At 55.9% G+C, this 25,232-nt stretch carries 29 protein-coding genes; 5 read left to right on the forward strand and 24 right to left on the reverse strand.

Going from position 1 to position 25,232, the window contains the following annotated elements; all coding sequences use genetic code 11:
• Positions 1 to 67: 67 nt before the first annotated feature.
• The 13 genes from IOB61_RS03160 to IOB61_RS03220 all read right to left on the reverse strand — a co-directional run bounded on the left by IOB61_RS03160 (position 68) and on the right by IOB61_RS03220 (position 13,591).
• Positions 68 to 1,750 (reverse strand): ribonuclease J, encoded by a 1,683-nt coding sequence (locus IOB61_RS03160; protein WP_290812039.1) that lies wholly within the window; start codon positions 1,748 to 1,750, stop codon positions 68 to 70.
• The gene (locus tag IOB61_RS03165; protein ID WP_290812042.1) at positions 1,747 to 2,538 is read right to left on the reverse strand and encodes a type III pantothenate kinase; all 792 of its coding nucleotides are present in this window, start codon (positions 2,536 to 2,538) and stop codon (positions 1,747 to 1,749) included. Before IOB61_RS03165 ends, IOB61_RS03160 begins: the two co-directional genes overlap by 4 nt.
• A gap of 114 nt (positions 2,539 to 2,652) precedes the next feature.
• Complete coding sequence (locus tag IOB61_RS03170) at positions 2,653 to 3,405, reverse strand: biotin--[acetyl-CoA-carboxylase] ligase (protein ID WP_290812045.1); 753 nt, start codon at positions 3,403 to 3,405, stop codon at positions 2,653 to 2,655.
• Entirely contained in the window at positions 3,402 to 4,865 is a 1,464-nt protein-coding gene (nuoN, locus tag IOB61_RS03175; RefSeq protein ID WP_290812048.1) for an NADH-quinone oxidoreductase subunit NuoN, read from the reverse strand. Before nuoN ends, IOB61_RS03170 begins: the two co-directional genes overlap by 4 nt.
• Before the next feature lie 11 nt (positions 4,866 to 4,876).
• Entirely contained in the window at positions 4,877 to 6,367 is a 1,491-nt protein-coding gene (locus tag IOB61_RS03180) for an NADH-quinone oxidoreductase subunit M (protein ID WP_290812051.1), read from the reverse strand.
• 7 nt (positions 6,368 to 6,374) lie between these two features.
• The gene (nuoL, locus tag IOB61_RS03185) at positions 6,375 to 8,513 is read right to left on the reverse strand and encodes an NADH-quinone oxidoreductase subunit L (protein ID WP_290812054.1); all 2,139 of its coding nucleotides are present in this window, start codon (positions 8,511 to 8,513) and stop codon (positions 6,375 to 6,377) included.
• A 3-nt stretch (positions 8,514 to 8,516) separates the two neighbouring features.
• A complete protein-coding gene (nuoK, locus tag IOB61_RS03190; protein ID WP_108985295.1) occupies positions 8,517 to 8,822 on the reverse strand; it encodes an NADH-quinone oxidoreductase subunit NuoK in 306 nt (101 codons plus the stop codon).
• A complete protein-coding gene (locus IOB61_RS03195) occupies positions 8,819 to 9,436 on the reverse strand; it encodes an NADH-quinone oxidoreductase subunit J (RefSeq protein WP_290812060.1) in 618 nt (205 codons plus the stop codon). The genes nuoK and IOB61_RS03195 overlap by 4 nt, the downstream gene beginning before the upstream one ends.
• Positions 9,437 to 9,513: 77 nt before the next feature.
• Positions 9,514 to 9,999 (reverse strand): NADH-quinone oxidoreductase subunit NuoI, encoded by a 486-nt coding sequence (gene nuoI, locus IOB61_RS03200; RefSeq protein WP_290812063.1) that lies wholly within the window; start codon positions 9,997 to 9,999, stop codon positions 9,514 to 9,516.
• Positions 9,996 to 10,169, reverse strand: coding sequence for a hypothetical protein (locus IOB61_RS03205; protein ID WP_290812066.1), 174 nt, complete (start codon positions 10,167 to 10,169; stop codon positions 9,996 to 9,998). The genes nuoI and IOB61_RS03205 overlap by 4 nt, the downstream gene beginning before the upstream one ends.
• A 6-nt stretch (positions 10,170 to 10,175) precedes the next feature.
• Positions 10,176 to 11,267, reverse strand: coding sequence for an NADH-quinone oxidoreductase subunit NuoH (gene nuoH / locus IOB61_RS03210; protein ID WP_290812069.1), 1,092 nt, complete (start codon positions 11,265 to 11,267; stop codon positions 10,176 to 10,178).
• A 6-nt stretch (positions 11,268 to 11,273) separates the two neighbouring features.
• Complete coding sequence (gene nuoG / locus IOB61_RS03215; protein WP_290812072.1) at positions 11,274 to 13,358, reverse strand: NADH-quinone oxidoreductase subunit NuoG; 2,085 nt, start codon at positions 13,356 to 13,358, stop codon at positions 11,274 to 11,276.
• Positions 13,355 to 13,591, reverse strand: coding sequence for a hypothetical protein (locus IOB61_RS03220; protein WP_290812075.1), 237 nt, complete (start codon positions 13,589 to 13,591; stop codon positions 13,355 to 13,357). Before IOB61_RS03220 ends, nuoG begins: the two co-directional genes overlap by 4 nt.
• A gap of 146 nt (positions 13,592 to 13,737) precedes the next feature.
• Between IOB61_RS03220 and IOB61_RS03225 the strand changes: the two genes are divergently transcribed.
• Positions 13,738 to 14,151: an MbcA/ParS/Xre antitoxin family protein gene (locus IOB61_RS03225; protein WP_290812078.1), complete on the forward strand. Its 414-nt coding sequence runs from the start codon at positions 13,738 to 13,740 to the stop codon at positions 14,149 to 14,151.
• A gap of 5 nt (positions 14,152 to 14,156) precedes the next feature.
• Positions 14,157 to 14,870, forward strand: coding sequence for an RES family NAD+ phosphorylase (locus IOB61_RS03230; RefSeq protein ID WP_290812081.1), 714 nt, complete (start codon positions 14,157 to 14,159; stop codon positions 14,868 to 14,870).
• Between the two features lie 16 nt (positions 14,871 to 14,886).
• Here IOB61_RS03230 and IOB61_RS03235 read toward each other — a convergent pair whose 3' ends face one another.
• Positions 14,887 to 15,498: a hypothetical protein gene (locus IOB61_RS03235; RefSeq protein WP_290812084.1), complete on the reverse strand. Its 612-nt coding sequence runs from the start codon at positions 15,496 to 15,498 to the stop codon at positions 14,887 to 14,889.
• 216 nt (positions 15,499 to 15,714) lie between these two features.
• Here IOB61_RS03235 and IOB61_RS03240 point away from each other — a divergent pair, with 216 nt between their 5' ends.
• Together IOB61_RS03240 and IOB61_RS03245 are read left to right on the forward strand one after the other, a co-directional pair.
• Entirely contained in the window at positions 15,715 to 16,011 is a 297-nt protein-coding gene (locus IOB61_RS03240; RefSeq protein WP_290812087.1) for a type II toxin-antitoxin system Phd/YefM family antitoxin, read from the forward strand.
• A gap of 6 nt (positions 16,012 to 16,017) precedes the next feature.
• Entirely contained in the window at positions 16,018 to 16,284 is a 267-nt protein-coding gene (locus tag IOB61_RS03245; protein ID WP_290812090.1) for a Txe/YoeB family addiction module toxin, read from the forward strand.
• 16 nt (positions 16,285 to 16,300) lie between these two features.
• Here the strand turns inward: IOB61_RS03245 and nuoF are convergent, their stop codons facing one another.
• Positions 16,301 to 17,605: an NADH-quinone oxidoreductase subunit NuoF gene (gene nuoF, locus IOB61_RS03250; protein ID WP_290812092.1), complete on the reverse strand. Its 1,305-nt coding sequence runs from the start codon at positions 17,603 to 17,605 to the stop codon at positions 16,301 to 16,303.
• A gap of 213 nt (positions 17,606 to 17,818) precedes the next feature.
• Between nuoF and IOB61_RS03255 the strand changes: the two genes are divergently transcribed.
• Positions 17,819 to 19,258, forward strand: coding sequence for a M48 family metalloprotease (locus IOB61_RS03255; protein WP_290812095.1), 1,440 nt, complete (start codon positions 17,819 to 17,821; stop codon positions 19,256 to 19,258).
• Here IOB61_RS03255 and IOB61_RS03260 read toward each other — a convergent pair.
• The 9 genes from IOB61_RS03260 to IOB61_RS03300 all read right to left on the reverse strand — a co-directional run bounded on the left by IOB61_RS03260 (position 19,223) and on the right by IOB61_RS03300 (position 24,540).
• Positions 19,223 to 19,663 (reverse strand): hypothetical protein, encoded by a 441-nt coding sequence (locus tag IOB61_RS03260; RefSeq protein ID WP_290812098.1) that lies wholly within the window; start codon positions 19,661 to 19,663, stop codon positions 19,223 to 19,225. The two genes, IOB61_RS03255 and IOB61_RS03260, sit on opposite strands and share 36 nt — an antisense overlap.
• A gap of 26 nt (positions 19,664 to 19,689) precedes the next feature.
• Complete coding sequence (gene nuoE, locus IOB61_RS03265) at positions 19,690 to 20,349, reverse strand: NADH-quinone oxidoreductase subunit NuoE (protein WP_290812101.1); 660 nt, start codon at positions 20,347 to 20,349, stop codon at positions 19,690 to 19,692.
• Between the two features lie 2 nt (positions 20,350 to 20,351).
• Positions 20,352 to 20,744, reverse strand: a complete 393-nt coding sequence (locus IOB61_RS03270; RefSeq protein ID WP_290812104.1) for a hypothetical protein — start codon at positions 20,742 to 20,744, stop codon at positions 20,352 to 20,354.
• 123 nt (positions 20,745 to 20,867) lie between these two features.
• On the reverse strand, positions 20,868 to 21,191 hold the full coding sequence (locus tag IOB61_RS03275) for a hypothetical protein (protein WP_290812107.1): 324 nt from the start codon (positions 21,189 to 21,191) through the stop codon (positions 20,868 to 20,870).
• Positions 21,192 to 21,235: 44 nt separating this feature from the next.
• Positions 21,236 to 21,913: a nuclear transport factor 2 family protein gene (locus tag IOB61_RS03280; RefSeq protein ID WP_290812110.1), complete on the reverse strand. Its 678-nt coding sequence runs from the start codon at positions 21,911 to 21,913 to the stop codon at positions 21,236 to 21,238.
• Positions 21,910 to 22,251, reverse strand: a complete 342-nt coding sequence (locus tag IOB61_RS03285) for a hypothetical protein (RefSeq protein ID WP_290812112.1) — start codon at positions 22,249 to 22,251, stop codon at positions 21,910 to 21,912. The genes IOB61_RS03280 and IOB61_RS03285 overlap by 4 nt, the downstream gene beginning before the upstream one ends.
• Before the next feature lie 2 nt (positions 22,252 to 22,253).
• Positions 22,254 to 23,483: an NADH-quinone oxidoreductase subunit D gene (locus tag IOB61_RS03290; protein WP_290812115.1), complete on the reverse strand. Its 1,230-nt coding sequence runs from the start codon at positions 23,481 to 23,483 to the stop codon at positions 22,254 to 22,256.
• Positions 23,484 to 23,674: 191 nt separating this feature from the next.
• Positions 23,675 to 23,884 (reverse strand): type II toxin-antitoxin system VapB family antitoxin, encoded by a 210-nt coding sequence (locus IOB61_RS03295; RefSeq protein ID WP_290812118.1) that lies wholly within the window; start codon positions 23,882 to 23,884, stop codon positions 23,675 to 23,677.
• Between the two features lie 59 nt (positions 23,885 to 23,943).
• On the reverse strand, positions 23,944 to 24,540 hold the full coding sequence (locus IOB61_RS03300) for an N-acetyltransferase (protein ID WP_290812121.1): 597 nt from the start codon (positions 24,538 to 24,540) through the stop codon (positions 23,944 to 23,946).
• Positions 24,541 to 25,232: the final 692 nt, after the last annotated feature.

Genomic DNA, 25,232 nt, shown 5'->3' on the forward strand with positions numbered 1-25,232 from the left:
GCCCCGCATGTGCGGGGCTTTGCCTTTTTAGGCACGCGCCCAACTCCAAAAACGAGCCAACCCACCCCTAAATCGTCATCACCACCACATCGACAATGGGTCGCTTGTTGAAGATGCGGTCGCAGGCTTTACGGACGGCGCGCATGACAAAGCCTTCGGCGGTTTCTTCATCCATACGTTGATCTGGCTTAAGGCGATTAAAGGCCTCTTCTGCGGCATCGGCCAATTGCTCCAGCCGGCCTTCGGCGGGGCTGCCATTACGTTCAGATAGCCCACGTGCGCGCACATCAGGGCCTGCTTTGATGCGGCCCTTGGCGTCAATGGCGATGGAGACCATCACATAGCCATGCTCTCCCAAACGAATACGGTCACGGATCGTCTCGCTATCGGAAGCGATGATGGCGTCGCCATCGACCAACAACCGGCCATTGGGCACTTCATCAATGACCGCTGCAGGGCCCGGGGCCAAGCGGATCATATCGCCATTTTTGACGGCCAAGGCCTCGGGCACTTGCAGGCTCAACGCAAATTTGGCGTGCTCCATCAAATGGCGCTGTTCACCATGGGTTGGAATGGCGATTTGTGGGCGCACCATCTCATACATGGCGCGCAATTCATCGCGGCACGGATGGCCCGAGACGTGAATATGGCGATCTTTGCCCGTGATGATATTGACGCCACGCATGGCGAGCTTGTTTTGCAGTTCTAAAATTGCCCGCTCATTGCCTGGAATTTCGCGGCTAGAGAACAGGCAGGTATCGCCCCGTCCAAGGGTTACAAAGGGGTGGTTGCCTTCGGCGATGCGGGCCAAAGCGGCGCGCGGCTCACCCTGACTGCCGGTGCACAGATAGAGCACTTTGTCGTCTGGCAAATGGCGGGCCATTTCAGGCTCAATAAAGGTGGCATCTTTCAACAGGCCAACCGCTTTGGCGGCCCCCGTGATGCGCAACATCGAACGGCCAATCAGCGAGACTGAGCGGCCTGCTGCAGTTGCAGCCTCCACCGTCGATAAAATGCGCGCCACATTCGAGGCAAAGCACGCTACAGCCACTTTGCCCTTTTGTTCGGCAATAGCTTCAAACAGGCCTTGGCGCACGCCAGCTTCAGAGCCTGCTTCGCCTTCGGAAAACACATTTGTGCTGTCACAAATCATAGCCAGCACGCCATCATCGCCAATCTGGCGAATGCGGGCGCTATCGGTCTGCTCGCCGATCAAAGGATCGATGTCGATCTTCCAATCCCCCGTATGCATCACCGTGCCCAAGGGCGTGTGGATGGCAAGCCCATTGGGCTCTGCAATCGAGTGGGTCAGTGTCACATATTCAATGTCGAACGGCCCGATTTGGAAGCGGTGCTTCAAGGGCACTTCATGAAGCGGGACTTTGCGCTCAATCCCGCGTTCGCGCAGCTTGTCGCGCAAGAGATGGGCGGTAAACGGCGTGGCATAGACAGGTGCCGGGATACGTGGCCACAACCAGCCCATCGCGCCAATATGATCCTCATGGGCATGGGTCAGGATGATGGCGAGAATATCGTCCTTATTGGTCTCTAGAAATTCTGGGTCAGGCAGGATCAAATCCACGCCCGGAATGCCTTCCTCGCCGGCAAAGGTGACACCGACATCAACCACAATCCACTTTTTATCGCCTTCCGGCCCGAAGCCGTAAGCGTTGAGGTTCATGCCGATTTCATTAGAGCCACCAAGGGGGAGAAAGACGAGTTCATCTGTTTTATTTTTTGTTTTTGTCACGTTGGGTTCCGATTGGCGGACCTACCGCCATTGCGTTCAAAGATTTCCAATAGCCCGACCGTGGTCAGGTCTTGATCATAATGATCAATATGGGTCGATGCGCCTTCAAACAAAGAGGCGACACCCCCGGTTGCGATCACTTTCATGGGGACACCATACTCGGCCTTGATCCGGCCAATCAGACCATCAATCAGCTCTATATAGCCCCAAAAAACGCCAGACTGCATCGCACCGACCGTGTCGGTCCCGATAACTTTGTCTGGCTTGCGAATTTCAATGCGCGGCAAACGCGCCGCGGCTGTGTGCAGCGCCTGAAGGGAAAGGTTGATCCCGGGCGAAATCACACCACCCTCAAATGCGCCATCTGGGCCTACGATGTCAAATGTGGTCGCCGTGCCGCTGTCAATCACAATGGAAGGACCGCCATATTGGATGAAAGAGCCAATGGCATTGACGAGGCGGTCTGCCCCCGCTTCCGATGGTTTTGGGATGCGCACATCAATGCCTAGCTCGGCATTTTCCCCCACCACCCAAGGCTCTGCGCCTACATAGCGACGCGACAAGTTGCGTAAGTGAAACAAGGCTTGCGGCACCACTGTTGAGATGACGCAATGATTGAGGTCGTTGATAGACAAGCCCGCAAAGCGCATGGCGGCATCCAGCCAAACGGCATATTCGTCCGCCGTGCGTGACGAATTACTGGCCGCGCGCCACGTGCCGCGCCATTTGGTACCATCATGAACCGCGAATTTCGAATTGGTGTTCCCAACATCAATGGCCAGCAGCATGCATCCCCCTAGGTCTGTCTGTGATACGGGGCCCGGCCCACGTGGGTTACCATTTTCGTGCTCTCTTTAGCCTGTCCGGTGGGGGCTGCGCCAGTGCCACAGATGCAGGCGAGCTTAGCCAAAAAATACATCGCCCGCTGTGACATCCACAATCGTGCCATCGGCTTGTTCTAATTGCAGCGCGCCACTCACAGCCAGCCCATGAAAACGACCCTCCAACGTCTCATGCGGCAAACGCACAATCATCGGCTGACCCAGCCCCGAGGCACGTGCCAGCCACGCCTTGGCAATTGGCGCAAAGCCTTGTTGAGCCCAAAGGTCGAACCAGTCGTGAAAGCGCGCCCGCAAACCCTCAAATAGGATTTCTGCGCTGACAGGGCTTTGGCCAGTGCGCCTATGATCCGCAACACAGGTAATGGGTTGATCGATCCCATCGGGGCTGGTGCGCACATTCACCCCGATGCCAATTGCCAAGTGAAAGCCATGCGGCCCCTGCCAGCTTTCTAACAAAATGCCGCTGGTCTTTTTGCCTTCGATCAGAACATCGTTCGGCCACTTCAAGCTAACAGCATGTGGGGGCACAAAGGGGTCGATCGCTTCGGCCACGGCCAAGGCGGCAACGAAGGACAGATTGGCGGCTTCAGCGGGTCCGCAGGTTAAGGTGAAGAGGCCTGTTGTGAACAGATTTCCGGGTTCTCCTAGCCAGGTGCGGCCCCGCCTGCCCCTGCCCTGTGTTTGCTCCAGCGCACGCACCCACAAAGGACCGGTCTCACCACCTTCGCTGAGGCGGCGCGCTTCGTCATTGGTGGAATCAATCGTGTCATAAAGCCGGACGTCGCCCCGCCCGCCTTCTAGGCCTGGCTTCAATGGAAGCCAGCCCCAGCAATGCTTGCTGCAGAACCGACAAGGCCAATCACCAAGGTCAAGGCCGCCAACACAAAGGTTGCCCCGGTCAGGGTAAGCGTAGTGGAAGCCCCCACCGGCACCATGGCGATACGTGGTTCGTCAAACCAAACCGTCTTGATGATGCGCAGATAATAGAAGGCCGAGACCACAGAGGCCAAGATCAGCACGATGGCCAGTGGCAATAAGCCAGAGGAACTGGTCGCCAGAATGACTTCCCACTTCCCGAAGAAGCCTGCCAATGGCGGGATGCCCATGACGGAGAAGAGCAGCATGGTCAAAGCCGATGCCAAGAGCGGGTTGGAGCGCGATAGGCCTGACAGGGCCGAAATGGTCTCTACCCGTTCGCCTTCTGCATTGCGCAAAGATAGCACCACCCCGAACAAGCCAACCGAAGTGATGGCATAGATGGAAACAAAGACCAAAAGGGCTTTGGGGCCAAATTCCGGTCCGCACGCAATGGCTACCAACGCATAGCCCATATTGGCGATCGAGGAATAGGCCAGCAGGCGCTTGATATTGGTCTGCTGCAGCGCAAACAAAGCGCCAATCGCCATCGAAAGGACAGCCATAATGATTACAATGCCCAGCCAATCCTTTTGCAAGGGCCCGAAAGCTTCAAAGCAGACCCGGGCAAACAGCACAGAGGCTGCAACCTTGGGCGCAGAGGCAAAGAAGGCGGTCGATACCGTGGGCGAGCCTTCATAGACATCGGGCGTCCACATATGGAAGGGGGCTGCCGACATCTTAAACGCCAGCCCGCACAAGATGAACACCAAGCCAAATACGACGCCGATGGAGCGTTCGCCTGCCACTTGTGCGGCGATCACATCGAAATTGACCGAACCGGTGAAGCCATAAACAAGCGAGCAGCCGTAGAGCAAAAGGCCCGACGACAAGGCACCCAGCACGAAATATTTGAGGCCCGCTTCAGAGCTTTTTGCGTCATCGCGCGCATAGGCTGCAAGCACATAAAGCGCCAGCGATTGCATCTCTACGCCCACATAAAGCGCGATCAAATCATGGGCAGAGACCATGATGAACATGCCCAAGGTTGCCAATAGGGCCAACACAGGAAACTCTGGCTTATCAAGCTTTTTCTCGGCCAAAAAGTCGATGGAGAGCAAAAGCGCGCTACTGGCGGTCAAGGCGATGATTAGCTTGGCATAGGCCGAAAAGCCGTCTGCGGCATAAGAGCCCGAGAAGACCACCACTTGTTCGGGCGGCATATGTAAAACCGCAATCGAGCCTGCGGCGAGGATGGTTGCAACACACAGCCACGTCACCAAGCGTGCGCCCTTGTCGCCCATAAAGGCCCCGATCAACATGATGATCAAAGCCCCTGCTGCAAGGGTAATCTCTGGCAGGATATAGGGCACCTGCTGGAAGAAGAGCTCTGCTGTCATGGTTTGGTTGATGGCCATTACCGCACCGGTCACTTGAAGTTGGCGTGGAAGGCGTCCACGAGCGCAACGGCAGAAGTCGCCGTCTGGTCAAAGATGATATTGGGCTGGAAGCCCAGATAGAGGGCTGCTGCGATCAAAGGCACGAAGATCAAGATCTCGCGCGCATTCATATCGGTGATGGTGTTGAGCGCCGGATTGACGATCACACCAAAAATCACCTTGCGATAGAGCGTCAACATATAGGCTGCCGACAAGATCACGCCGCTGGCGGCCACCATGGCTGTCACGGGGTCCACATTGAAAGCCCCCTGCATGGTCAGGATTTCGCCAACAAAGCCGGAAGTACCCGGCAAGCCGACATTGCCCATTGTGAAGAGCAGGAAGACAGCCGCATAAATCGGCATGCGGTTCACAAGGCCGCCATATTGGGCGATCTCGCGGGTGTGCATGCGGTCATAAATCACGCCGACACACAGGAACAAGGCGCCCGAAATCACCCCGTGGCTGAGCATTTGGAACATGGCCCCTTGGATACCCTGCTCATTACCCGAGAAAATCCCCATGGTGACAAAGCCCATGTGGGCGACCGAGGAATAAGCAATCAGCTTTTTGATGTCGGTCTGACGGAAGGCAACCAGCGAGGTATAGACAATCGCAATGCCCGACAACGCAAAGATAAAGGGGGCAAAGTCGTTGGAGGCCTCTGGGAACATGGGCAAGGAGAAGCGCAGGAAGCCATAGCCGCCCATCTTCAACAAGACCCCCGCCAGAATGACAGAGCCTGCCGTCGGCGCTTCCACGTGCGCGTCTGGCAACCAGGTGTGGACTGGCCACATCGGCATCTTCACCGCGAAAGAGGCAAAGAAAGCCAGCCACAACCAAGTTTGCGCATCCTTGGCAAACTCAAAGGCTTGCAGATCAGGGATAGAGGTCGTTTTGGCGGTGATCGCCATCCACGCAATTGCGATCAGAAGGAAAAGCGAGCCCAAAAGCGTGTAGAGGAAGAATTTATAGGCCGCATAAACGCGGTTCTTACCGCCCCAAATCCCGATGATGAGATACATCGGAATAAGGCCCGCTTCGAAGAAAATATAGAAGAGCACGATGTCGAGCGCGCAAAACACGCCAATCATCAAAGTCTGCAAGATCAAGAAGGCCGCCATATATTCGACGACGCGCTTCTCAATCGAGGTCCAGCTGGCCAAGATACACAGCGGCATCAGGAAGGCCGTCAACAGGATCAAAAGCACCGAAATGCCATCAATGCCCAAATGATATTGGATCATGCCATACCAATCGGCCCGCTCGACAAATTGATAGCCGGGATTGGTTTCATCAAAGGCCAAGGTCATCCACAGCGCGAGACCAAAGACGATGAGGGTGGCAATTAAGGCAATCCAGCGCGCCGCATTGGCGCGCGCGGCCTCAGGGCTCTTGATGATTTGCGGCAAGAGCAGAATCAGGACGGCCGCGATAGCGGGCAGCCAGGTGAGGATCGAGAGGATGGGCAGCGTGTCCATGATAGCCTCAGGCACCCCGGAATAGAACAAAAGCGCCAAGCGCGACCGCCGCGATCAGCATCAAAAAGGCATAGTGATAGACATAGCCCGACTGGATTTTCACGGCTTTCTTCGAACCAAAGTTCAAAGCGGCGGCAATACCATTGGGCCCAAGCCCGTCGATCAGCTTGCCGTCACCGATTTTCCAGAAGAAGTCGCCCAGCGCGCGGGCACCCTTCACAAAGACGATCTCATAGAGTTCGTCGAAATACCATTTGTTCTCCAAGAAGGCGTGCGCCATGCCCTTGCGGTCGGCAATCTTTTTGCCGAGGCCCTCATTGAACAAATAGAAGTAAAGGGCTGCCGCAAGGCCGATCACCATCACCACCAAAGGCGCATAGAAGACCCAGCCTGGAATGGAATATTTATCCTTCAAGACCGTATTGTCTGGCGCGGTATAGATAGAGCTACCCCAGAATTCCTTGGCATGATGGCCAACAAAGGCATCATAGAAGATCGAGCCGGCAAACACCGCACCAAAGGCCAGAAGCACCAGCGGGATCAACATCACCAGCGGGCTTTCATGTGGGCCATGCCACGCATGATGGCCATGGTCGTCGTCATGGCTGCCAGCGGCATCGGTGGCCACGTCGCCAACATGGGCCACGGCTGGAAGGCCATGGGCATGGGCGGCATCGCTATGGCTATGATCATCATGATGGCCATGATCGCCATCGGCTTTCCACTTGGGCGTGCCATGGAAGGTCATAAAGGCCAAGCGCCAAGAGTAGAAGCTGGTGAGGGTTGCCGCCAGCAAAGCCATCCAGAAAGCCAATTGAGCCGACGTATTGCCCGTCATGCCCGCCGCATAGGTGGTTTCGATAATGGCATCTTTGGAGAAGAAGCCCGCAAAGCCAAAGGGTGTGTGGGGGATACCCACGCCCGTAATGGCCAAGGTGCCGATAATCATGATCACGAAAGTGATCTTCATATGCTTGGCCACATCGCCCATTTTGCGCATGTCTTGTTCGTGATGCATGCCATGGATCACGCTGCCTGCGCCCAAGAACAACAAGGCCTTGAAGAAGGCGTGGGTGAACAAATGGAACATGGCTGCCTGATAGGCCCCAATGCCTGCGGCAAAGAACATAAAGCCCAATTGCGAGCAGGTGGAATAAGCAATCACGCGCTTAATGTCGTTTTGCGCAAGGCCAACCGTTGCCGCAAACAAGGCCGTCACCGCCCCGATGATGGTGATAAAGCCCGCCGTCATGGGTGCCGCTTCATAAATGGGCGAGCACAGGCAGACGAGCACAACGCCAGCCGTCACCATGGTCGCGGCGTGGATCAAAGCCGACACAGGGGTTGGGCCTTCCATCGCGTCAGGCAACCACGTGTGCAGGAAGAATTGCGCCGATTTGCCCATCGCACCGATGAACAGCAAGAAGGCGATGATTTCGATGGCGGGCAGTTGATAGCTGCCCCATTTCAGCATCACGCCAACCTTTTCAGGCACGAGGGCAAAGACTTCCTTGAACTCAATCGAGCCGAATACAAAGAAGACCGCCATAATGCCCAAGGCAAAGCCAAAGTCGCCAACCCGATTGACCACAAAGGCCTTGATCTGGGCGTCATTGGCTGAGCGCTTGTGATACCAGAAGCCGATCAAGAGGTAGGAGGCAAGGCCCACCCCTTCCCAGCCGAAGAAGAGTTGCATGAAGTCTGCCGCCGTAACGAGCGACAACATGGCAAAGGTGAAGAGCGACAAATAGGCAAAGAAGCGCGGCTTGTGCGGGTCTTCGGCCATATAGCCCCAGCTATAGAGGTGCACCAAGGACGATACGCCCGTAACCACAATCATCATCACTGCACTGATGGCGTCCAAACGGATGGACCAGGTGCTTTTCAAGTCCCCCACATGAATCCAAGTCGCGATGCGAATGGGTTCTGCCGGCAAATGCAGGCTGTGCTGCCAATGGCCGATGAAGATGGTTCCGGCGCAGGCTGCGGCGACAAACAATAAAGCGGTGGCGACAAACATCGCCACTTTCTCGCCAATGAAGCGATTAAAGAGCCCGCAAATGATGGCCCCCAAAAGGGGTGCGAACACGACAATGATCGCAAGCGTTTCGGCAAGGCCTGTCGTGGCGTGAGGTTCAGCAGACACGCGTTAGCCCTTCATCAGATTGAGATCTTCAACCGCAATATTGCCGCGGTTTCGGAAATAGACGACCAGAATGGCAAGACCGACGGCGGCCTCAGCGGCCGCAACGGTCAGCACGAACATCGCAAAAACTTGGCCAACCAAATCGCCCAAGAAAGACGAGAAGGCCACCAGATTGATGTTCACAGCAAGAAGAATAAGCTCTACCGACATCAGAATGACGATGACATTCTTGCGGTTCACGAAGATGCCGAACACGCCAATGGTGAACAGCGCGGCGGCAACCGCCAGATAATGGGATAGGCCGATCAAAGTACCACTCCTTCGCCCGGCTTCGGGTCAGTCATTTCAACGCCGCCCGCGCGGGTGCGGCCAACTTGGGCGGTGACATTCTGGCGGCGGATGCCGTCGCGATGGCGCAGCGTCAGCGCAATCGCCCCCACCATGGCAATAAACAGAATGATACCAGCCGATTGGAACAAGAAGATGTAATCGGTATAAAGGATGCGCCCGATGGCTTCGGCATTGGTCACCGCCGCCGCTGCCGGTGTTGGCGCGGCAATGGCTTCTGCGGATACGGACTTTTCAATCCAAGCCCCACCGACCATGACAAACTGGCCAAACAAGATCAGCGCGATCAATCCGCCAAATGGCAGATAGGTGAAAAAGCCTGCCTTCAATTCGGCAAAGTCGATGTCGAGCATCATGACGACGAACAGGAACAAAACCGCGACCGCGCCGACATAGACGACGATCAAAAGCATGGCGAGGAATTCTGCCCCCAGCAACACGAACAGGCCCGCTGATGTGAAGAAGGTCAGGATCAGAAACAAGACCGAGTGCACAGGGTTGCGGGCCACCACGACCATAAAGGCCGAGGCAATCGCAATCGCACTCAAAATGTAAAAGGCGGCGACCGCAATCATCGCTACTCTCTTCCCCTCTGCGCCCTGCCCTATGGTTGAGCAGAAACGCGCTTTACAAAAATGCCCCAGCCTACGGCTTAACGATAAGCCGCATCCAACTCTAGATTCTTCGCGATTTCGCGCTCCCACCGGTCGCCATTGGCCAGAAGCTTGTCCTTGTCATAGAACAATTCTTCCCGCGTCTCGGTAGCAAACTCGAAATTCGGACCTTCCACGATGGCATCCACCGGGCAGGCTTCTTGGCAGAAGCCGCAATAGATGCATTTGGTCATGTCGATGTCATAGCGCGTGGTGCGGCGTGAGCCGTCTTCGCGCGGCTCTGCCTCAATCGTAATGGCTTGTGCGGGACAGATGGCTTCGCACAATTTACACGCAATGCAGCGCTCTTCGCCATTGGCATAGCGCCGCAACGCATGCTCGCCCCGGAAACGCGGGCTGATATGGCCCTTTTCAAACGGGTAATTGATGGTGAATTTCGGCTCAAAGAATTTCTTCATCGCAAGGCCGAAAGCCCCTGCAAAGTCGAGCATCAAAGCGCCTTTGAGTGCTTGGGCAATGCTCATAATTTTTGATCCTTGATCATCGCATTCAACTTCACTTGGTTTTGCTTGATTTTAAGTTTCAACAGCGTGGAGAAATCCAAGAGAATAATGACAGTCACGACGAATACGACCACGATCAAAATCGCCCAAAAGGCGACCATAATCAAAGTCAAAAGCCCAGGCGAGGACATCGCGGTCTACCTCCCGAAATAAGCGACATGGCCGCCTACCACTGCCACGGCGACCAAGGTCGTGGGCAGAAAGATTTTCCAGCCAATGCGCATCAGCTGGTCATAGCGATAACGAGGCACAATCGCCTTCACCATGGCGAACATGAAGAAGACGAGCCAAATCTTGATATAGAGGATCAAGAATCCGACCCAAGGGTTCTCAATCGGGCCCCAAGGCGCGTTCCAGCCGCCCAAGAACAGGATGGAAATCATCGCGCACATCAGCACAATGGCCAGATATTCCCCGATCATGAACAAAAGATAGGGGGTGGAGCTATACTCGACCTGATAACCCGCCACGAGTTCAGATTCAGCTTCAGGCAAATCAAAGGGCGGGCGATTGGTTTCAGCCAGAGCAGACACAAAGAAAATGCCCAGCATCATGAACATCACAAGGCCAACGATAAAGCCATAGATGGTTCCAACTAAGCCTGCGCCTTCTTGAGGATTGATAAGCGCACCAATGAAGGAAAAGGCGTGCCAGTCCCAAATGCCAGCCTTTTGATGGTCGACAATGTCAGTCAGATTGAGGCTTCCAACCACCAGAAGCACGGTGATCAGCACAAAGCCGATCGAGACCTCGTAAGACACCATTTGGGCTGCAGAACGCAAAGAGCCCAAGAAGGGATATTTAGAGTTAGAGGCCCAGCCCCCCATGATGATGCCGTAAACACCCAAGGACGACATGGCGAGCAGGTACAAAATCCCGACATTCATGTCGGAAATCACCCAGCCCGGCGCAAACGGCACAACCGCATAGGCAACAAAGGCGAGGGTAATGGTGATCAGAGGGGCCAGGATAAAGACGGTCTTATTGGCACCCGCTGGAATGACGATTTCCTTGACGACAAATTTCAAGAAGTCGGCAAAGCTTTGCAAGAGGCCGAAGGGGCCCACCACGTTTGGCCCTTTGCGCATCATCACAGCCGCCCAAACCTTGCGGTCAAACAACAGGATGAAGGCGAGGGTCAATAACAGCATGACCATGATCGCCAAGATCTGGCCTGCCCCACCAATCACGCCCCAGACAGGGCCCCAATCGCGAACGAGATCCTGCATAGGGCCCTACTCCGCTGCTATCGCAGCCTGAGAGGCTGCTTTCTTGGCTGCCGAGCATTCCGCCATGATTTGGCTGGACCGGGCAATCGGATTGGTCAGATAAAAGTCTGCAACCGGGCTGGCAAAAGGCGCTGCATCCACATCGCCGGCCACACCCAATAGCTTCAATTCCAAAGGCGTGCTGGCCCCTGGTGCGAAGTCGAGACCGGCAAAGCTGGGGCAGTCGGCCATCAGCTTGGCGCGCAGGGCGTCGAGATTGTCATAGGGCAAAGTCTTGCCAACCAACGCTGAGACTGCGCGGAAGATGGCCCAGTCCTCGCGGGCATCGCCCTTGGGGAATACTGCCCGGCGCGCCTGTTGTACGCGGCCTTCGGTGTTGACATAGGTCGCACTTTTTTCGGTATAGGCCGCCGCTGGCAGGATCAGATCAGCCTGTTGGGCACCCGCGTCACCATGGCTTCCGACATAAACCACAAAGGTTCCTTGAGGCGCTTTGACTTCATCGGCCCCCAAAAGGATCAAGGTGTCGAGCGCGCCTGCTTGCAACATTTGCGCGGTGGAGAGGCCCTGCTCTGCTGGCAAGAAGCCCAAATCGAGGGCACCGACGCGGCCAGCAGCGGTATGGACGACGTTCCAGCCATTCCAGCCTTCGCGCACGATCTTGGCTTTCATACCAATTTCAGCGGCAAGCTTCAGGATTTGTGCGCCATCAGGACGCGCCAAAGCGCCCATGCCGAGGACGATCATCGGACGCTCAGCCTTGGCAAAGCGCTTGAAGAAATCGCCCTTGCCCTTGGCTAAATCGGCCAAAGTCTTTGGCCCTGCCCCGACATGCTCATACCCATAGGTCAGGTCGGTGGCCTCGCCCACAACGCCGATGAGATCGAGTGTGCCGCGCAGCCACGTCTTGCGAACGCGCGCATTGATCAACGGGGCTTCCAGACGCAGATTAGAGCCGATGATCAACAACGCATCGGCATCTTCAATGCCCATGATGGTGGTGTTGAAAAGATATTCGCCGCGTTGCCCCGACAGGCCAATCGCTGCCCCATCTTGGCGGCAATCAGTATTGGCGACACCTAGCCCGCGCAACAAGTCGAGGGCGGCTTTCAGGCCTTCCGCATCGCTTAAGTCGCCCGCAATTGCGCCAATCCTTGCCGCATCACCTTTAAGGCGGGCTGCCAAAGCCTCTAAAGCTTGTGGCCAGCTGACCGGGGCCAGTTTGCCATTGGTTTTGAGATAGGGCTTGTCGAGACGCTGACGGCGCAGGCCATCGACCGCGTGACGCGACTTATCCGATAACCATTCCTCATTAATCTCTTCATTCAGGCGCGGGAGCACACGCAGCACATCATTGCCCCGCGCATCCACCCGGATGTTAGAGCCGACTGCATCCATGATATCCACGGTCTCAGTCTTCTTCAACTCCCAAGGCCGCGCATTAAAGGCATAGGGCTTAGAGGTCAGCGCACCGACGGGGCAGAGATCAACCACATTGGCCGATAGCTCGCTCGTCAAGGATTGTTCCAGATAGGTGGTGATTTCCATGTCTTCGCCGCGGCCAATGGCCCCGAGCTCTGACACGCCCGCCACTTCGGTCGCAAAGCGGACGCAGCGTGTGCATTGGATGCAGCGCGTCATCACCGTTTTGACCAAGGGGCCCATGTTTTTTTCTTCAACCGCGCGCTTATTCTCATCATAGCGCGAACCAGCCCGGCCAAAGGCTACGGCTTGGTCTTGCAGGTCGCATTCCCCGCCTTGGTCGCAGATTGGGCAATCGAGCGGGTGGTTGATCAGCAGGAATTCCATCACGCCTTCGCGTGCGGCCTTTACCTTCGAAGACTTGGTGACAACAACGGGTGGCTCACCATTTGGGCCGGGGCGCTGGTCTTTGACCTGTTGGGCGCAAGACGCCACAGGTTTAGGCGCACCTTTGACTTCGACCAAACACATGCGGCAATTGCCAGCCACACTTAAACGCTCATGATAACAGAACCGTGGAATTTCTGCCCCTGCGGCTTCGCACGCTTGCAACAGCGTGTACTCGCCAGGCACATCTACTTCGGTTCCATCGACGACGATTTTCGTCATCTTCTCGCCCCATCGTTTGAAACAGACTCAGCCAAGCTGACCCGCCGTCCGCCGAGATACGACGCTACGACCCAAATTGCCACCGCCAAACTCACCCCAAAACCAGCAAAAATCCAGCCAGATACAGCAAGCTCATAAACCAGCGCCAAAACGATCCAGCCAGCCATGCAGAGGGGGGCCAAGATGGCGAGGATCAAACGTAAAATGAGACAGGCTTGGCAGGGCTGCTTCATGGGTCAGATTGTCCTCCACCTTGGTTTGAGAGGGTGATCTTTGTTTAAATCAATTTGGAACGGCGGCGAAGCCCATATCGGCAGGGGCGCTAATTTGTGTTGCCAAATGGCAGCCTTTGTAATATATCTTGCCAAATGGAGACCCCATGCTGGCTTTAGAACGCATTGACACATCTGGCCCCGCCTTTCGGGCAGAACCCATTACCCAAGATGAGGGTGCGGCCATGTTTCGGGCGGCCCTCAATCTGTTTGGCAAATGGGACATAACGGACGAGCAGGCAGCCATTTTGCTCGATATGCCAGTCCGGACCTATCGCCGCTGGAAGGCAGAGGGGCCGGGTCGCTTGTCGCGCGATGGGCGGGCGCGGCTTTCAAACCTCATGGGCATCCACAAAGCGCTTCGCATCATCTTTACAGACCCTGCACGCGGCTATGCCTGGATTAAAGCCGCCAATACGGCCTTTGGCGGTGCGCGGGCGCTGGATGTCATGCTGGGTGGGGAATTGACGGATTTGATGCGCGTGCGCCGCTATCTTGATGCAGAGCGGGCGGGCTGGTGAGTGGGGTGGCAGCTATTGAGGTCCCACACATAGACTGGCCCAAAGCGGTTCGGATTATCCGCTCGAGCTTTCCACCCATTGATTTGTTTGAGGACATTGCCGACCCTGAAGATTGGGCCTTACTGATCTCTGCTGAGCAAAAGACCAATCCTCGCTTGATGGCCTCGATTGGCAATCTTGATCTCGTGCCGCCCGCACGCCGTGTTGGTGGCACGGGGGCAAGCTATCTCATGGCCCCCTTCACCCATATCAGCCCAGATCGGCCAAGCCGCTTTAGTGACGGCAGCTATGGCGTGCTTTATGTCGCGGCCCAGTTCGACACGGCGCTATTTGAAACCATCCATCATCATGCCCGTTTCATGGCGCGCACGGGGGAGGCCCCCGGTTGGACGTCGCAGTTTCGCGAAATGATCTTGGCGGTTCATGCAGACTTGCACGATCTTCGCTCTGGCGCGACGGGCCATCAAGATGCGCTTAACCCCGATTCCTATGCGGTCTCTCAAGCCTTGGCTGCGAGCCTGAGGGCTACAGGGTCTGATGGCATCGTCTATCCCAGTGTCCGTCATGTCGGCGGGGAATGTGTGGGCCTCTTCTATCCAGACTGCGCCTCTAACCCCACCCAAGGCCGCCATCTTGCCTATCATTGGGATGGCCAACGGGTTGATCTGGTACGGGATGCAAGCACCGGCGAAGTGTTTCGGGTGGTGGAGACGCGGTGAGAGTGGGGTGCTGGGACTAATAGCGTATGGTGTAGATAGGCACATCCTCGAACGTCATCTCAGGAACCTTTGCGGCCAATAAAGCCCAAACGGCGGCGGAGGTGTCATAGGTGCAGGCCTCGACCGTGTTTTCGGGGCAAAAGGGGCCACCAAAAGTCAAAGACATCGCACGGGCACCGTCTGGAGACCTCGCAATGATGACCGAGCCAAAAAATGCGGAGGCCGCTTCACGCTGTGCCATCCGCAGTTCAGACTTGGTTTTGCGCCCCTTTATATCATCAGGGAGGTCAGATTTCGGGATTGCATAGCCATAAACGTCACCACGTGGATTTGAGCCCAGATATTTAATTGCCAACGCGCCGCCAAAGCTGTCCTCATTGGGTGACGAGGCGTAAAACTCAGCCCCATTCTTCGTCCGCACAATTTTGATGGTTTGAGGGGGCGCAGGCAGCCAATCATCGGGCTGAAGCTCTAATGTAACTTCGCTTACATCCGCCCCAAATGGCCAATCACGCGACGAAGGATATGGTCCGACTAGCAGGGTGCAGCCCACCGTAAACGCCAAAGCGCATAACGCCAAGGCCCGCTTGGCCCATCGCCAGTCCCGACAGATCTGCTCCAAACCCATCCTCAAATCCTCACCTAAAGTCAGGATTTGCTCACGCACTGAGCTATTCGTCAAAGGGTGAAAATGACGTGATAGCTATGCGATTTTGGGTGGACGTCGAATTTTCCATGGTGCCTCCCACAAGTCTCGGATGGGTTGAGGTCCGTAACCATCTTGGGCCATGGGCGATAAAGGACCAAGCTTGAACTTGTACAAGTAGCATGCTAAAGAAGTGGCATGTCCAATTCAGCACTTGACGTCGTCACCTACTCTCACGCCCGCCAAAACCTTAAGGCCGTGATGGATCGCGCAACAGACGATCACATGCCTGTCGTCATTAGCCGACGCGATGGCAAACCGGCTGTTCTTGTGTCCTTGGACGATTGGAACGGCATGCAAGAAACCGCTTATCTGTTGGGGACAGAAGCTAATCGCAAGTCGTTGCTAAAAAGCATTGCTGAGGCAGAGCGTGGCGAGACCCTCGTGGTGGAAGTGGGCGCGCAGGGTGGGTTTCGCGTTGCGGGCAAACCCTAGTTTGTAATGAAAGTTGGCTTCACACCAACAGGCTGGGCGCAATTACAACATTGGATGGAACACGATCCCTCCATGTTGGCGCGGATCTCCAAATTGATCGAGCACTGTCGCCGATCGCCCTTTCAAGGCATCGGCAAGCCGGAACCTCTCAAGAATGAATTGCGCGGCTGGTGGTCTAGGCGGATCGACGGCGAACATCGCCTTGTCTATCGCGTCACGGGAACAGGCGACGATCAGCGGCTAGAGATCGCGCAATGCCGATATCATTATTGAAACCAGCACCTGCTCCCTACTCCGCCGCGATAGCTGCCCCCATCACATGGGGCTTGCCCAAGCGATAGCGGTCGATGCGCTCTTCGATTTCGCCCCGGAAGCGCCAGATGAGGCCTTGGACGGGCCATGCAGCGGCATCGCCCAAAGCACAAATTGTGTGGCCCTCAACTTGGCCAGCCACTTCCAGCAACAGGTCAATTTCGCGGTGTTCGGCTTGGCCGACGGCCATGCGTTCAAGTACGCGCCACATCCAACCCGTGCCTTCGCGGCACGGTGTACATTGGCCACAGCTTTCGTGCTTATAGAAATAAGCAAGCCGCGCGATGGCTTTGATAAGGTCAGTGGACTTATCCATCACGATCACGCCCGCAGTGCCAAGGCCCGACTTCAGGGCCGACAGGCTGTCAAAGTCCATCAAGGCATCTTCAGCCATTTCCTGGGTAATCATGCGCACCGACGAGCCGCCGGGGATGACGGCTTTCAGGTTAGACCAGCCGCCGCGCACGCCGCCGCAATGCTCTTCCAACAGATATTTGAGCGGGATCGACATCGCATCTTCAACATTGCAGGGCTTGTTCACATGGCCTGAGACGCAGAAGACTTTCGTGCCGGTATTATTCGGGCGGCCAAAGCCTGCAAACCACTGGGCACCCCGGCGCAGAATGGTTGGCACCACCGCGATAGATTCGACATTATTGACCGTGGTGGGGCAGCCATAGAGACCCGCATTGGCTGGGAACGGCGGCTTGAGGCGCGGCTGGCCCTTTTTGCCTTCCAAGCTTTCCAAAAGTGCGGTTTCTTCGCCGCAAATATAGGCCCCTGCCCCGTGGTGGACATAAAGGTCAAAGTCCCAACCATGAATGTTATTCTTGCCGATCAGCTTGGCCTCATAGGCCTCTTTGATGGCGGCTTCTAAGTGCTCACGCTCCAGCACATATTCGCCACGAATATAGATATATGCCGTATGCGCCTGCATGGCGAAGGAAGCGATCAAGCAGCCCTCGATCAGCAAATGCGGATCGTGGCGCATCATGTCGCGGTCTTTACAGGTTCCAGGCTCCGACTCGTCTGCATTGACGACCAAATAATGCGGCCGATCTTTGACTTCTTTGGGCATAAAGGACCATTTGAGGCCCGTCGGGAAGCCCGCGCCACCCCGGCCACGCAGGCCTGAGTCTTTGACTTGCTGAATGATCCAATCGCGCCCCGCGTCAATCATATCCTTGGTGGCATTCCACGCGCCACGCTGTTTGGCCCCCTCCAAGCGCCAATCATGGCGGCCATAGAGGTTCAGAAAGATACGGTCTTTATCGGCAATCATAGAACACTCGATCAGCTAAGCGTGATAGGTCGTATCTAGGCTTCTATAGGGCTTCATCCAGCCTGCCAACGACATTTGCAGCCCAAAGCGCATTCGCACTGCAGGAGGGAAGCTACTGCCTAGTCATCCTAAACTGGCCTGCCTAGCCTGCGAATTTGATTAGCCAGATCAAACTAATGCCGCCATCATGCGCCTCAAATCTGGAGAGATGTGATGCGCAAGAATTGGGTTCTTTTTGGAGCGTTAGCTGTCTTTGCCGCACATGTCGCTACCCCGGCTGCGGCCCAAATCATCAAGCCGAATGAGCGCGCCCAAGCCATCAGGCAACATCCCCAAATCGTCGCCCAATTTGGCGGGGCCATCACCGGCCCGCTTGCCACCTATGTCTCAAGTGTTGGGGCAAAAGTGGCGACCACCGCCGGGCTCAAAGACCAATGCACCTTTACCGTGATCAATTCAGACGTGGTCAACGCCTTTGCTGTGCCAGGCTGCTACATCTATATCACGCGCGGCTTGATGGCGATTATGAATTCCGAAGACGAGCTGGCCAGCGTGTTAGGTCATGAAGTCGGCCATATTGTCGGCAAGCATTCGCTGAAGCGCACCCAAGCTTCCACCCTGTCAACTTTAGGGGCTATCGCCCTTGGGATTGCCACCAAATCTGACGAAATCATGCAAACGGCCGGGCAATTGGCGCAAGTCTATACGCTCAGCTATTCGCGCAAGCAGGAAAATGAGTCCGACGATTATGGCGTGCGCTATCTGCAAGCCAATGGCTATAATCTCTATGCGGCGTCCGACATGTTGGCGGCTTTAGCCGCCCAAGAAGCACTCAACGCCAAAGTGAATAACCGCCAATCGCGCAATGTGCCGACTTGGGCGCGCAGTCACCCCATCACGTCAGAGCGTGTCGCGCGCACCGCCAACGCCGCCCGTGCCGCCAAGGCCAGCCGCGATGTGCCGCCCGAACTCGTCCGCCCTTATTTAACGGCGTTAGCGGGCCTGCGCGTGGGCGATGATCCCGAACAAGGCTTTGTGGATGGGCGGCGGTTTTCCCATCCCAGCATGAAGATCACTTTTGAAGTGCCGCAAGGGTTTTCCCTTAACAACACGACAGAAGCTGTTGAAATTGAAGGACCAAATGGCCTCAAAGGCCGGTTCGGAGGTGGCAGCGCCTTATCTGGCGGTCTGGATGCGTATGCCATCGCCAAAGCGCGCGAGACCCTAGGCCAGACGCCTGCGACTTTAGGACTGGCAACGCCTGGCACGACCAATGGCATGCCGACAGTCACTTTACTGGCGCGCGCGCAAACCCGCTCTGGCCCTGTCGATGTCGGCGTGATTGCCTATAATTTGAACGGGCGGGCCTTTCACTTCGTGATGATGGGCCCCGCAGACGGCCTACAACCCACCTTCCCCATCACCCAAACCTTCCGCGAGTTATCGGCCACCGAGATTGCGGCCCTACGCCCGCGTGAGCTAGAGATTGTGACCGTGCGCGCTGGCGATACGGTGGCAAGCCTATCTGCCCGCATGGCCTATCCCGACTTCAAGACCGAGCGCTTCTTGATGATCAATGGTATGAGTGCAGAGCGGCCCTTAAAGCCCGGTGAGCTTTTAAAGATCGTCCGCTTTAGCCCTGCTGGGCGCTAAAGCGCGATAGGTCACAAACGCACTCCACGCTGTCAGGCTCGCGCACACGCCATAAACCAAGCGGGCTGGAAGATCGCGGGTATAGATCAGGCCAAACCAAGCCCAAGCAACAGTGACGGCAATCATCATGGCCAGCACGATCCACGCCTGTGTCCGCGGCAGCCGCATGCCGGTAGGCAAGGGCCGTTCCAAGCCCTTAAAGATCGATACGCCGATCAAGCCAATCCCCGCCACCGCGATCAGATTGACGGCCCATTTGTCGACATCGAGCAATTGGTCCAGCGATTGGGCCACCCAGGACAGCATTAAAGACGCCCAAAAGGCGGCATCACTGGTAATTGGTATACCGACGCGATTTGGATCATCCTGCGGGCGCAGATAGGGCGGTTTGGAACCCACACTCATGGGAAAGCCCGCCCCCTGCCCGTGCCTTAAGCCTTCTCGGGCAGGTTTGGCAGTTTGATCTTTTTGGCGAGGCTGCCGTCAAACAAGCTCTCATCCTTCAAGACATTGGGGCCACCATCTGGCGCACTGGTCAGACGACCAATGGCAGAACCGGGGGTGACATCCTTGCCAGCGGCCAGATCGTCGATGATGGCGCTAAAGCTCTCTGCCGTCAGGTCTTCATGATAATAATCATGGATGGCAACGATGGGCGCATTGGCGCAGGCCCCCATGCATTCCATCTCTTCCCACGAGAATAAGCCATCGGGGGTGACATGGTGGTGATTGCCGATGCGCTTCTTGCAGACTTCGATCAAATCGCCAGAGCCACGCAGCATGCAGGGCGTGGTACCGCACACTTGCAAATGGTGTTTGCCGACCGGGGCCAAGTGGAACATCGTATAAAAGGTCGCCACTTCATAAACGCGGATATAGGCCATACCGAGGTCGACCGCGATCTTGCGCAAGGCAGGCTCACTTACCCAGCCTTCTTGCTTTTGCGCCAACCACAATAACGGGATGACCGCCGATTGCTTGCGGGCTTCTGGATATTTGCCAAGCCAGAACGCGACTTTGGCGGCACTGTCTGCCGACCAGTCAAACGACTTGGGCTGAACTTCAGGGGGGGCGAGGCGACGTGTGGCCATGATTAGTTGCTGCCTTCAAGCGACGTGTGGAGGTTAGGAGTTGCGCGTGCGCGAGCTTCGGCTTCCTCAAGCTCGACGAAAAGCAGGCGAAGCGGGCCTGCATAGAAAAGTGCCAGCCCACCGGCGGCCAAGAATAAGCATGTGAATCCCACAACCCAAGACCAGATGGAATTGCTGAACTCGTTTGCCGCAGCCACGCCGACAAAGGCGAAAAACATCACAAAGAGCGGGATTAAGCCTTTTAGATGCAATGCCCGGCGCAAGGCCGCGTCACCACCCTGAAAATGCCCTTTCAATCGCTTGAAATCTTTGCCAACGCCCGGCACGAAAATGAAGAAGGCGACAATCAGCATCGCCACCAAATACCAAATTGCGGTGGGCAAAAATTCACTCATATCACAAAATCCATGCAAGCGATTTTGCCGTCGCGTACGGAAATAGCAGCCAAGACGCCAAGCGACTTAAGCTGAACTTCCAATGGTGCGAGGCGACGTGTGGCCATGGGTGCAGAACTTTCTCTAGCGTCTTGAATTGAAATCTTTGAGTCTCTGCAGACGTCCGGCTTCATAATGTGCGTTATCGAGATCATGCAGCAATGACCGGAGCGGGCTAAAGCGACTAACCACAACCCACGAGATCATACTAAGGCCAAGTGCGACAAGATAGGCATATTCGGGCAAATCAAAGCCAAGCAAGGCCAGAATTAGATTACCGAGCACGGGCCATAGCAGCGCAACCATCGACGTCAAGTTCGCCAACCTAAACCTTTCTAGGCCACCGGGCATTTGTGCCACAACTTTCGGATTTGGCCGGATAAAGGTCAGCCAAATCACAGCAAACATGGTTCCCACCATCAGTGGCGGCAAAAAAAGGATCAAAAGCTCCTTCATTTCACAAAATCCACGCGCGCGATTTTGCCGTCGCGCACCGTGTAAATTGCCAGCACTTCAAAGGGTTCGCCCTCGGGGCTGCGACGGACGCGCTCATGATCAACAACCACATTGCCACAGGCCAAACGGTTCACAAGCTCGGCATGGTTTTTGGGATATTGGGCGAAAACGCCTTGATAACGTGCGCGATAATCGGCGATGCCGTGCAGGTTTTCAGCGCCATTCAAGTCGGCAATCACCACATCATCGGCAAAGCAGGCGACATGGGCGTCTAAATCTTGGCAATTATAGGCTTCAAGCTGTTTGGCGACGACCGCAACAGCGGCGGCTTCATCGCCTTGGCGACTGATAGACTCACACCGGGCGATCAACCCATCGCGCACGGTATAAATCATCATCACATCGGCGCTGGGGGCTTTGGAGCCCTCGCCCGGCTCTGAATGTTCGCGCTTGATGGTGACATTGGCCAAGTCCATCCGGCCCAGCACATCGGTGCGGTCCATCGGATAATCGACCAAATGGCGGGCATACATCTTCCGCGCGCCTTCCTTACTGGTTAGCCACGGTGCACCACCAAAGGGCGAGACGGTATAGTCATCGGCCAAAGTGGCCAACACGCCTTCAAGGTCATTGGCGGCATAGGCAGCATAGTTTGCGTCGATGATGGCGCTCATAATGATACTTCCTTCGTTTCGCCGCCAACCCAAGCAGCAATCCTGCGGACGACACGCATGGCCTGAAGCCAAAGCATAATGAAAAGGGCCGTCGTGACCAGCCCACCGAAATCAGCGTTAACGCCCAGACCAAATAGATTGAAACTCAGGTCTGCGTCCAAGCTCGGCCAATAAGTCAAAGCCAGCCGGTATCCCGACAATACAAGTACGACCGCACCGACTAACGCCATACCTGACAGCAACACATAGACAAACACAGCCTGCCTCGCTTTCGGCAAGGCAGTCAGGTCGTCAAACGTCGCAAGCCATTTTGATGTAGTTGGCTCAACTTGTGCCATATCTAGCGATCCACCTCACCAAACACGATGTCGAGCGAGCCGAGGATGGCCGACACGTCAGCCAGCATATGGCCTTTGTTCAAATGGCTCATCGCGGCCAAATGGGCAAAGCCAGGGGCGCGGATCTTGGCGCGATATGGCTTATTGGTACCATCGGCAACCAGATAGACGCCAAACTCACCCTTGGGTGCCTCAACTGCCGCATAGACTTCGCCTGCGGGTACATGGAAGCCTTCGGTATAGAGCTTAAAGTGATGGATCAAAGCCTCCATCGAGCCTTTCATATCGGCGCGACGCGGCGGGGTCACTTTAGAGTTTTCGGCCAGAACTGGGCCTTTCGGCATCATCTCAATACATTGTTTGATGATGCTGGCGCTCTCACGCATTTCATCCATCCGGCACAAATAGCGATCATAGCAATCGCCATTCTTGCCAACAGGCACTTTGAACTTGAGCTCTGAATAAACTTCGTAAGGCTGGCTGCGGCGCAAGTCCCAAGGAATACCCGAACCACGCACCATCACGCCCGAGAAGCCCCAGTCGAGAATGGTCTTTTGGTCAACCACGCCAATATCGACATTGCGCTGTTTGAAAATGCGGTTATCGGTCAACAAGGTCTCGATATCATCGCACAGCTTCAAGAAGGGGTCGCACCACTCATAAATGTCGCGCACCAAAGCATCAGGCAGGTCTTGGTGGACGCCGCCGGGGCGGAAATAGGCCGCATGCATGCGCGAACCCGAAGCGCGCTCATAAAAGCCCATCAGTTTTTCGCGCTCTTCAAAGCCCCACAAGGGCGGGGTCAGCGCGCCCACGTCCATGGCTTGGGTAGTGACGTTCAAGATATGAGACAGGATGCGGCCAATTTCAGAGAAGATCACACGGATGAATTGGGCGCGGCGCGGCACCTCAATCCCGGCCAAACGCTCAATCGCCAAGCACCAAGCATGTTCTTGGTTCATGGGCGCGACATAGTCCAGCCGATCAAAATAAGGCATGGCTTGCAGATAGGTCTTATATTCGATCAGCTTTTCGGTGCCGCGATGGAGAAGACCAATATGGGGGTCGACGCGCTCAACAATCTCGCCGTCCAATTCCAGAACCAGACGCAACACGCCGTGGGCGGCGGGGTGCTGTGGCCCGAAATTGATATTGAAATTGCGCATGGCGGTCTCGCCCGGCAAAAGATCGGCAGAAGAATTGGTTTCTAGGGTTTGTGTGCCGTCTGCCATGGGTCAAAATCCTACCAAGTCATGCGCGACGAAACGCGCCCGATTCATGGTGTCCTTGTGGGCCAAGATGGCCACAGGATCAATAGTTTTGCCTGCGGTTTTCATGCACAACAATCTAGGAAGGCGCGGCTGAAACCAATCCCAAATGCTTCACAAACGGCTCAAAGTCGTCCTGCAGTGAATAGCAACGGTTAGAGCTCATTCGGTCTATCGAGCCGCAACGCATCTAGGTCGCCTATCCACTCAATTTTCCCGTGCAGGGCTCGCAGGCCGTGAACACGCCGTCGGCGCTCCAACAACTCCCGCAAGGCCGTCTCCACCGCCTCTTGCCTTGTGGAAAAGCCGCCTGCCATCATGGCAGCAGCCACTAGGGATTCGTCACTGTGAACTTCTGTTGGCATGGGGTCCATCCTAGCGGCAGACCCTAAATGTTACCCACGAGAATACAACAAAAAATAGCCTAAGGGCAACCCGGATCATCGCGCGGTACGCGTCTACGATAGGCATCAAGCGTGATGGGCTTGAGGGGCTTTACCATCACATGACTTAGATGGATTTTGCCAGTTGGGGCGGTGCCTTGGCGTTGGCGCGTCTCTAAGAAGCCATGACGGGTCCAAAATGCCATGCCGCGCGCATTGCCCTCCAAAACCCCAAGGCGCAGGACGTCCATGCCGCATGTGGCCAGCCAATCTTCCAAGCCTTGGTAAAGCCGATGGGCTAATCCCCCGCCATGCAAGGCCGTGGCGACTTGAAACAGGCCAATATGGCCGACGCCCCGGTCGATCATGTCTAGGGTGACATCCATAATGGCCGCAATGGTGCTGGCATCTTGGTGTCTGCGCACGATCAATTTGTGGGTTGCAGTCCAATTGAATGAGGCGGGTGGCAGGTCGGTCAAAAAGTCCTCAACCCACTCTGCCTCATCGGGCACTTCGCCCGTCAAGAACACATCATACTCGGGATTATCGCGACAAAAGGCCGCCAAGTCCGCCCGATCCGCATCGGTCGCAGCCCAAATATCGGCATCGGTGAGGGAGAATACGGGTTTGGGACTCATGGGGGCGGATTAGCGCTTTTTGAGGCCAGCGTCACGGGGCTGGTGCCGCGAAGTCCTTTTTGCATTCCGTTATCATCCCGGACAGCGTCAGCCGCGTCCCAGACCTCCGAGCGCAAAGTCCCCTGAGGTCCCCGCTCTCCACTTCGTTCCGGCGGGGATGACATCGTTTTTGATGGGTTTTTATCTGGAAGCGTTTTGGTGATCCTTCCGGCCCACCAAACCGCAAATGAAATTGTTCTTGCGACATCGGGGTAGTCAAGTGTCCGTCTTCTTTGAAAACGGATCGCTTGCGACGCAGCAAAGCTGCGCACTTGACGACACAGATGTCGCGCTCATGCTTGATGATCCATTTTGGTGAAACAAGGTTTCCACCAAAATGGGTCTAGATGGAACCTCCCCTCTCCCTGTGGGAGAGGGGTCGGGGGTGAGGGCTTACACCCACAAGAATGAAACGATGACGGTCAGCCCTAAGTCCCAGAACACAATCAGCTTTTGTGCCCTACAAGCCCTCACCCCTTTCCCCTCTCCCAGTGGGAGAGGGGAGTGCATAGAAAAAAACTTATCCCCCACCATCCAAACCTCAGATATCCTACCCCCATCTCCAATGAGAGGGCGTTGTTGCTGCAGCGGCAACACCGGTTGGGGATTGGTAAGCGGGACTAAGCAGGGTTGAAGTGGCGACCTTGTGTTTC

Origin of the sequence: Aquidulcibacter sp., from assembly GCF_020253525.1 — a bacterium.
Lineage (GTDB): Bacteria > Pseudomonadota > Alphaproteobacteria > Caulobacterales > Aquidulcibacteraceae > Aquidulcibacter.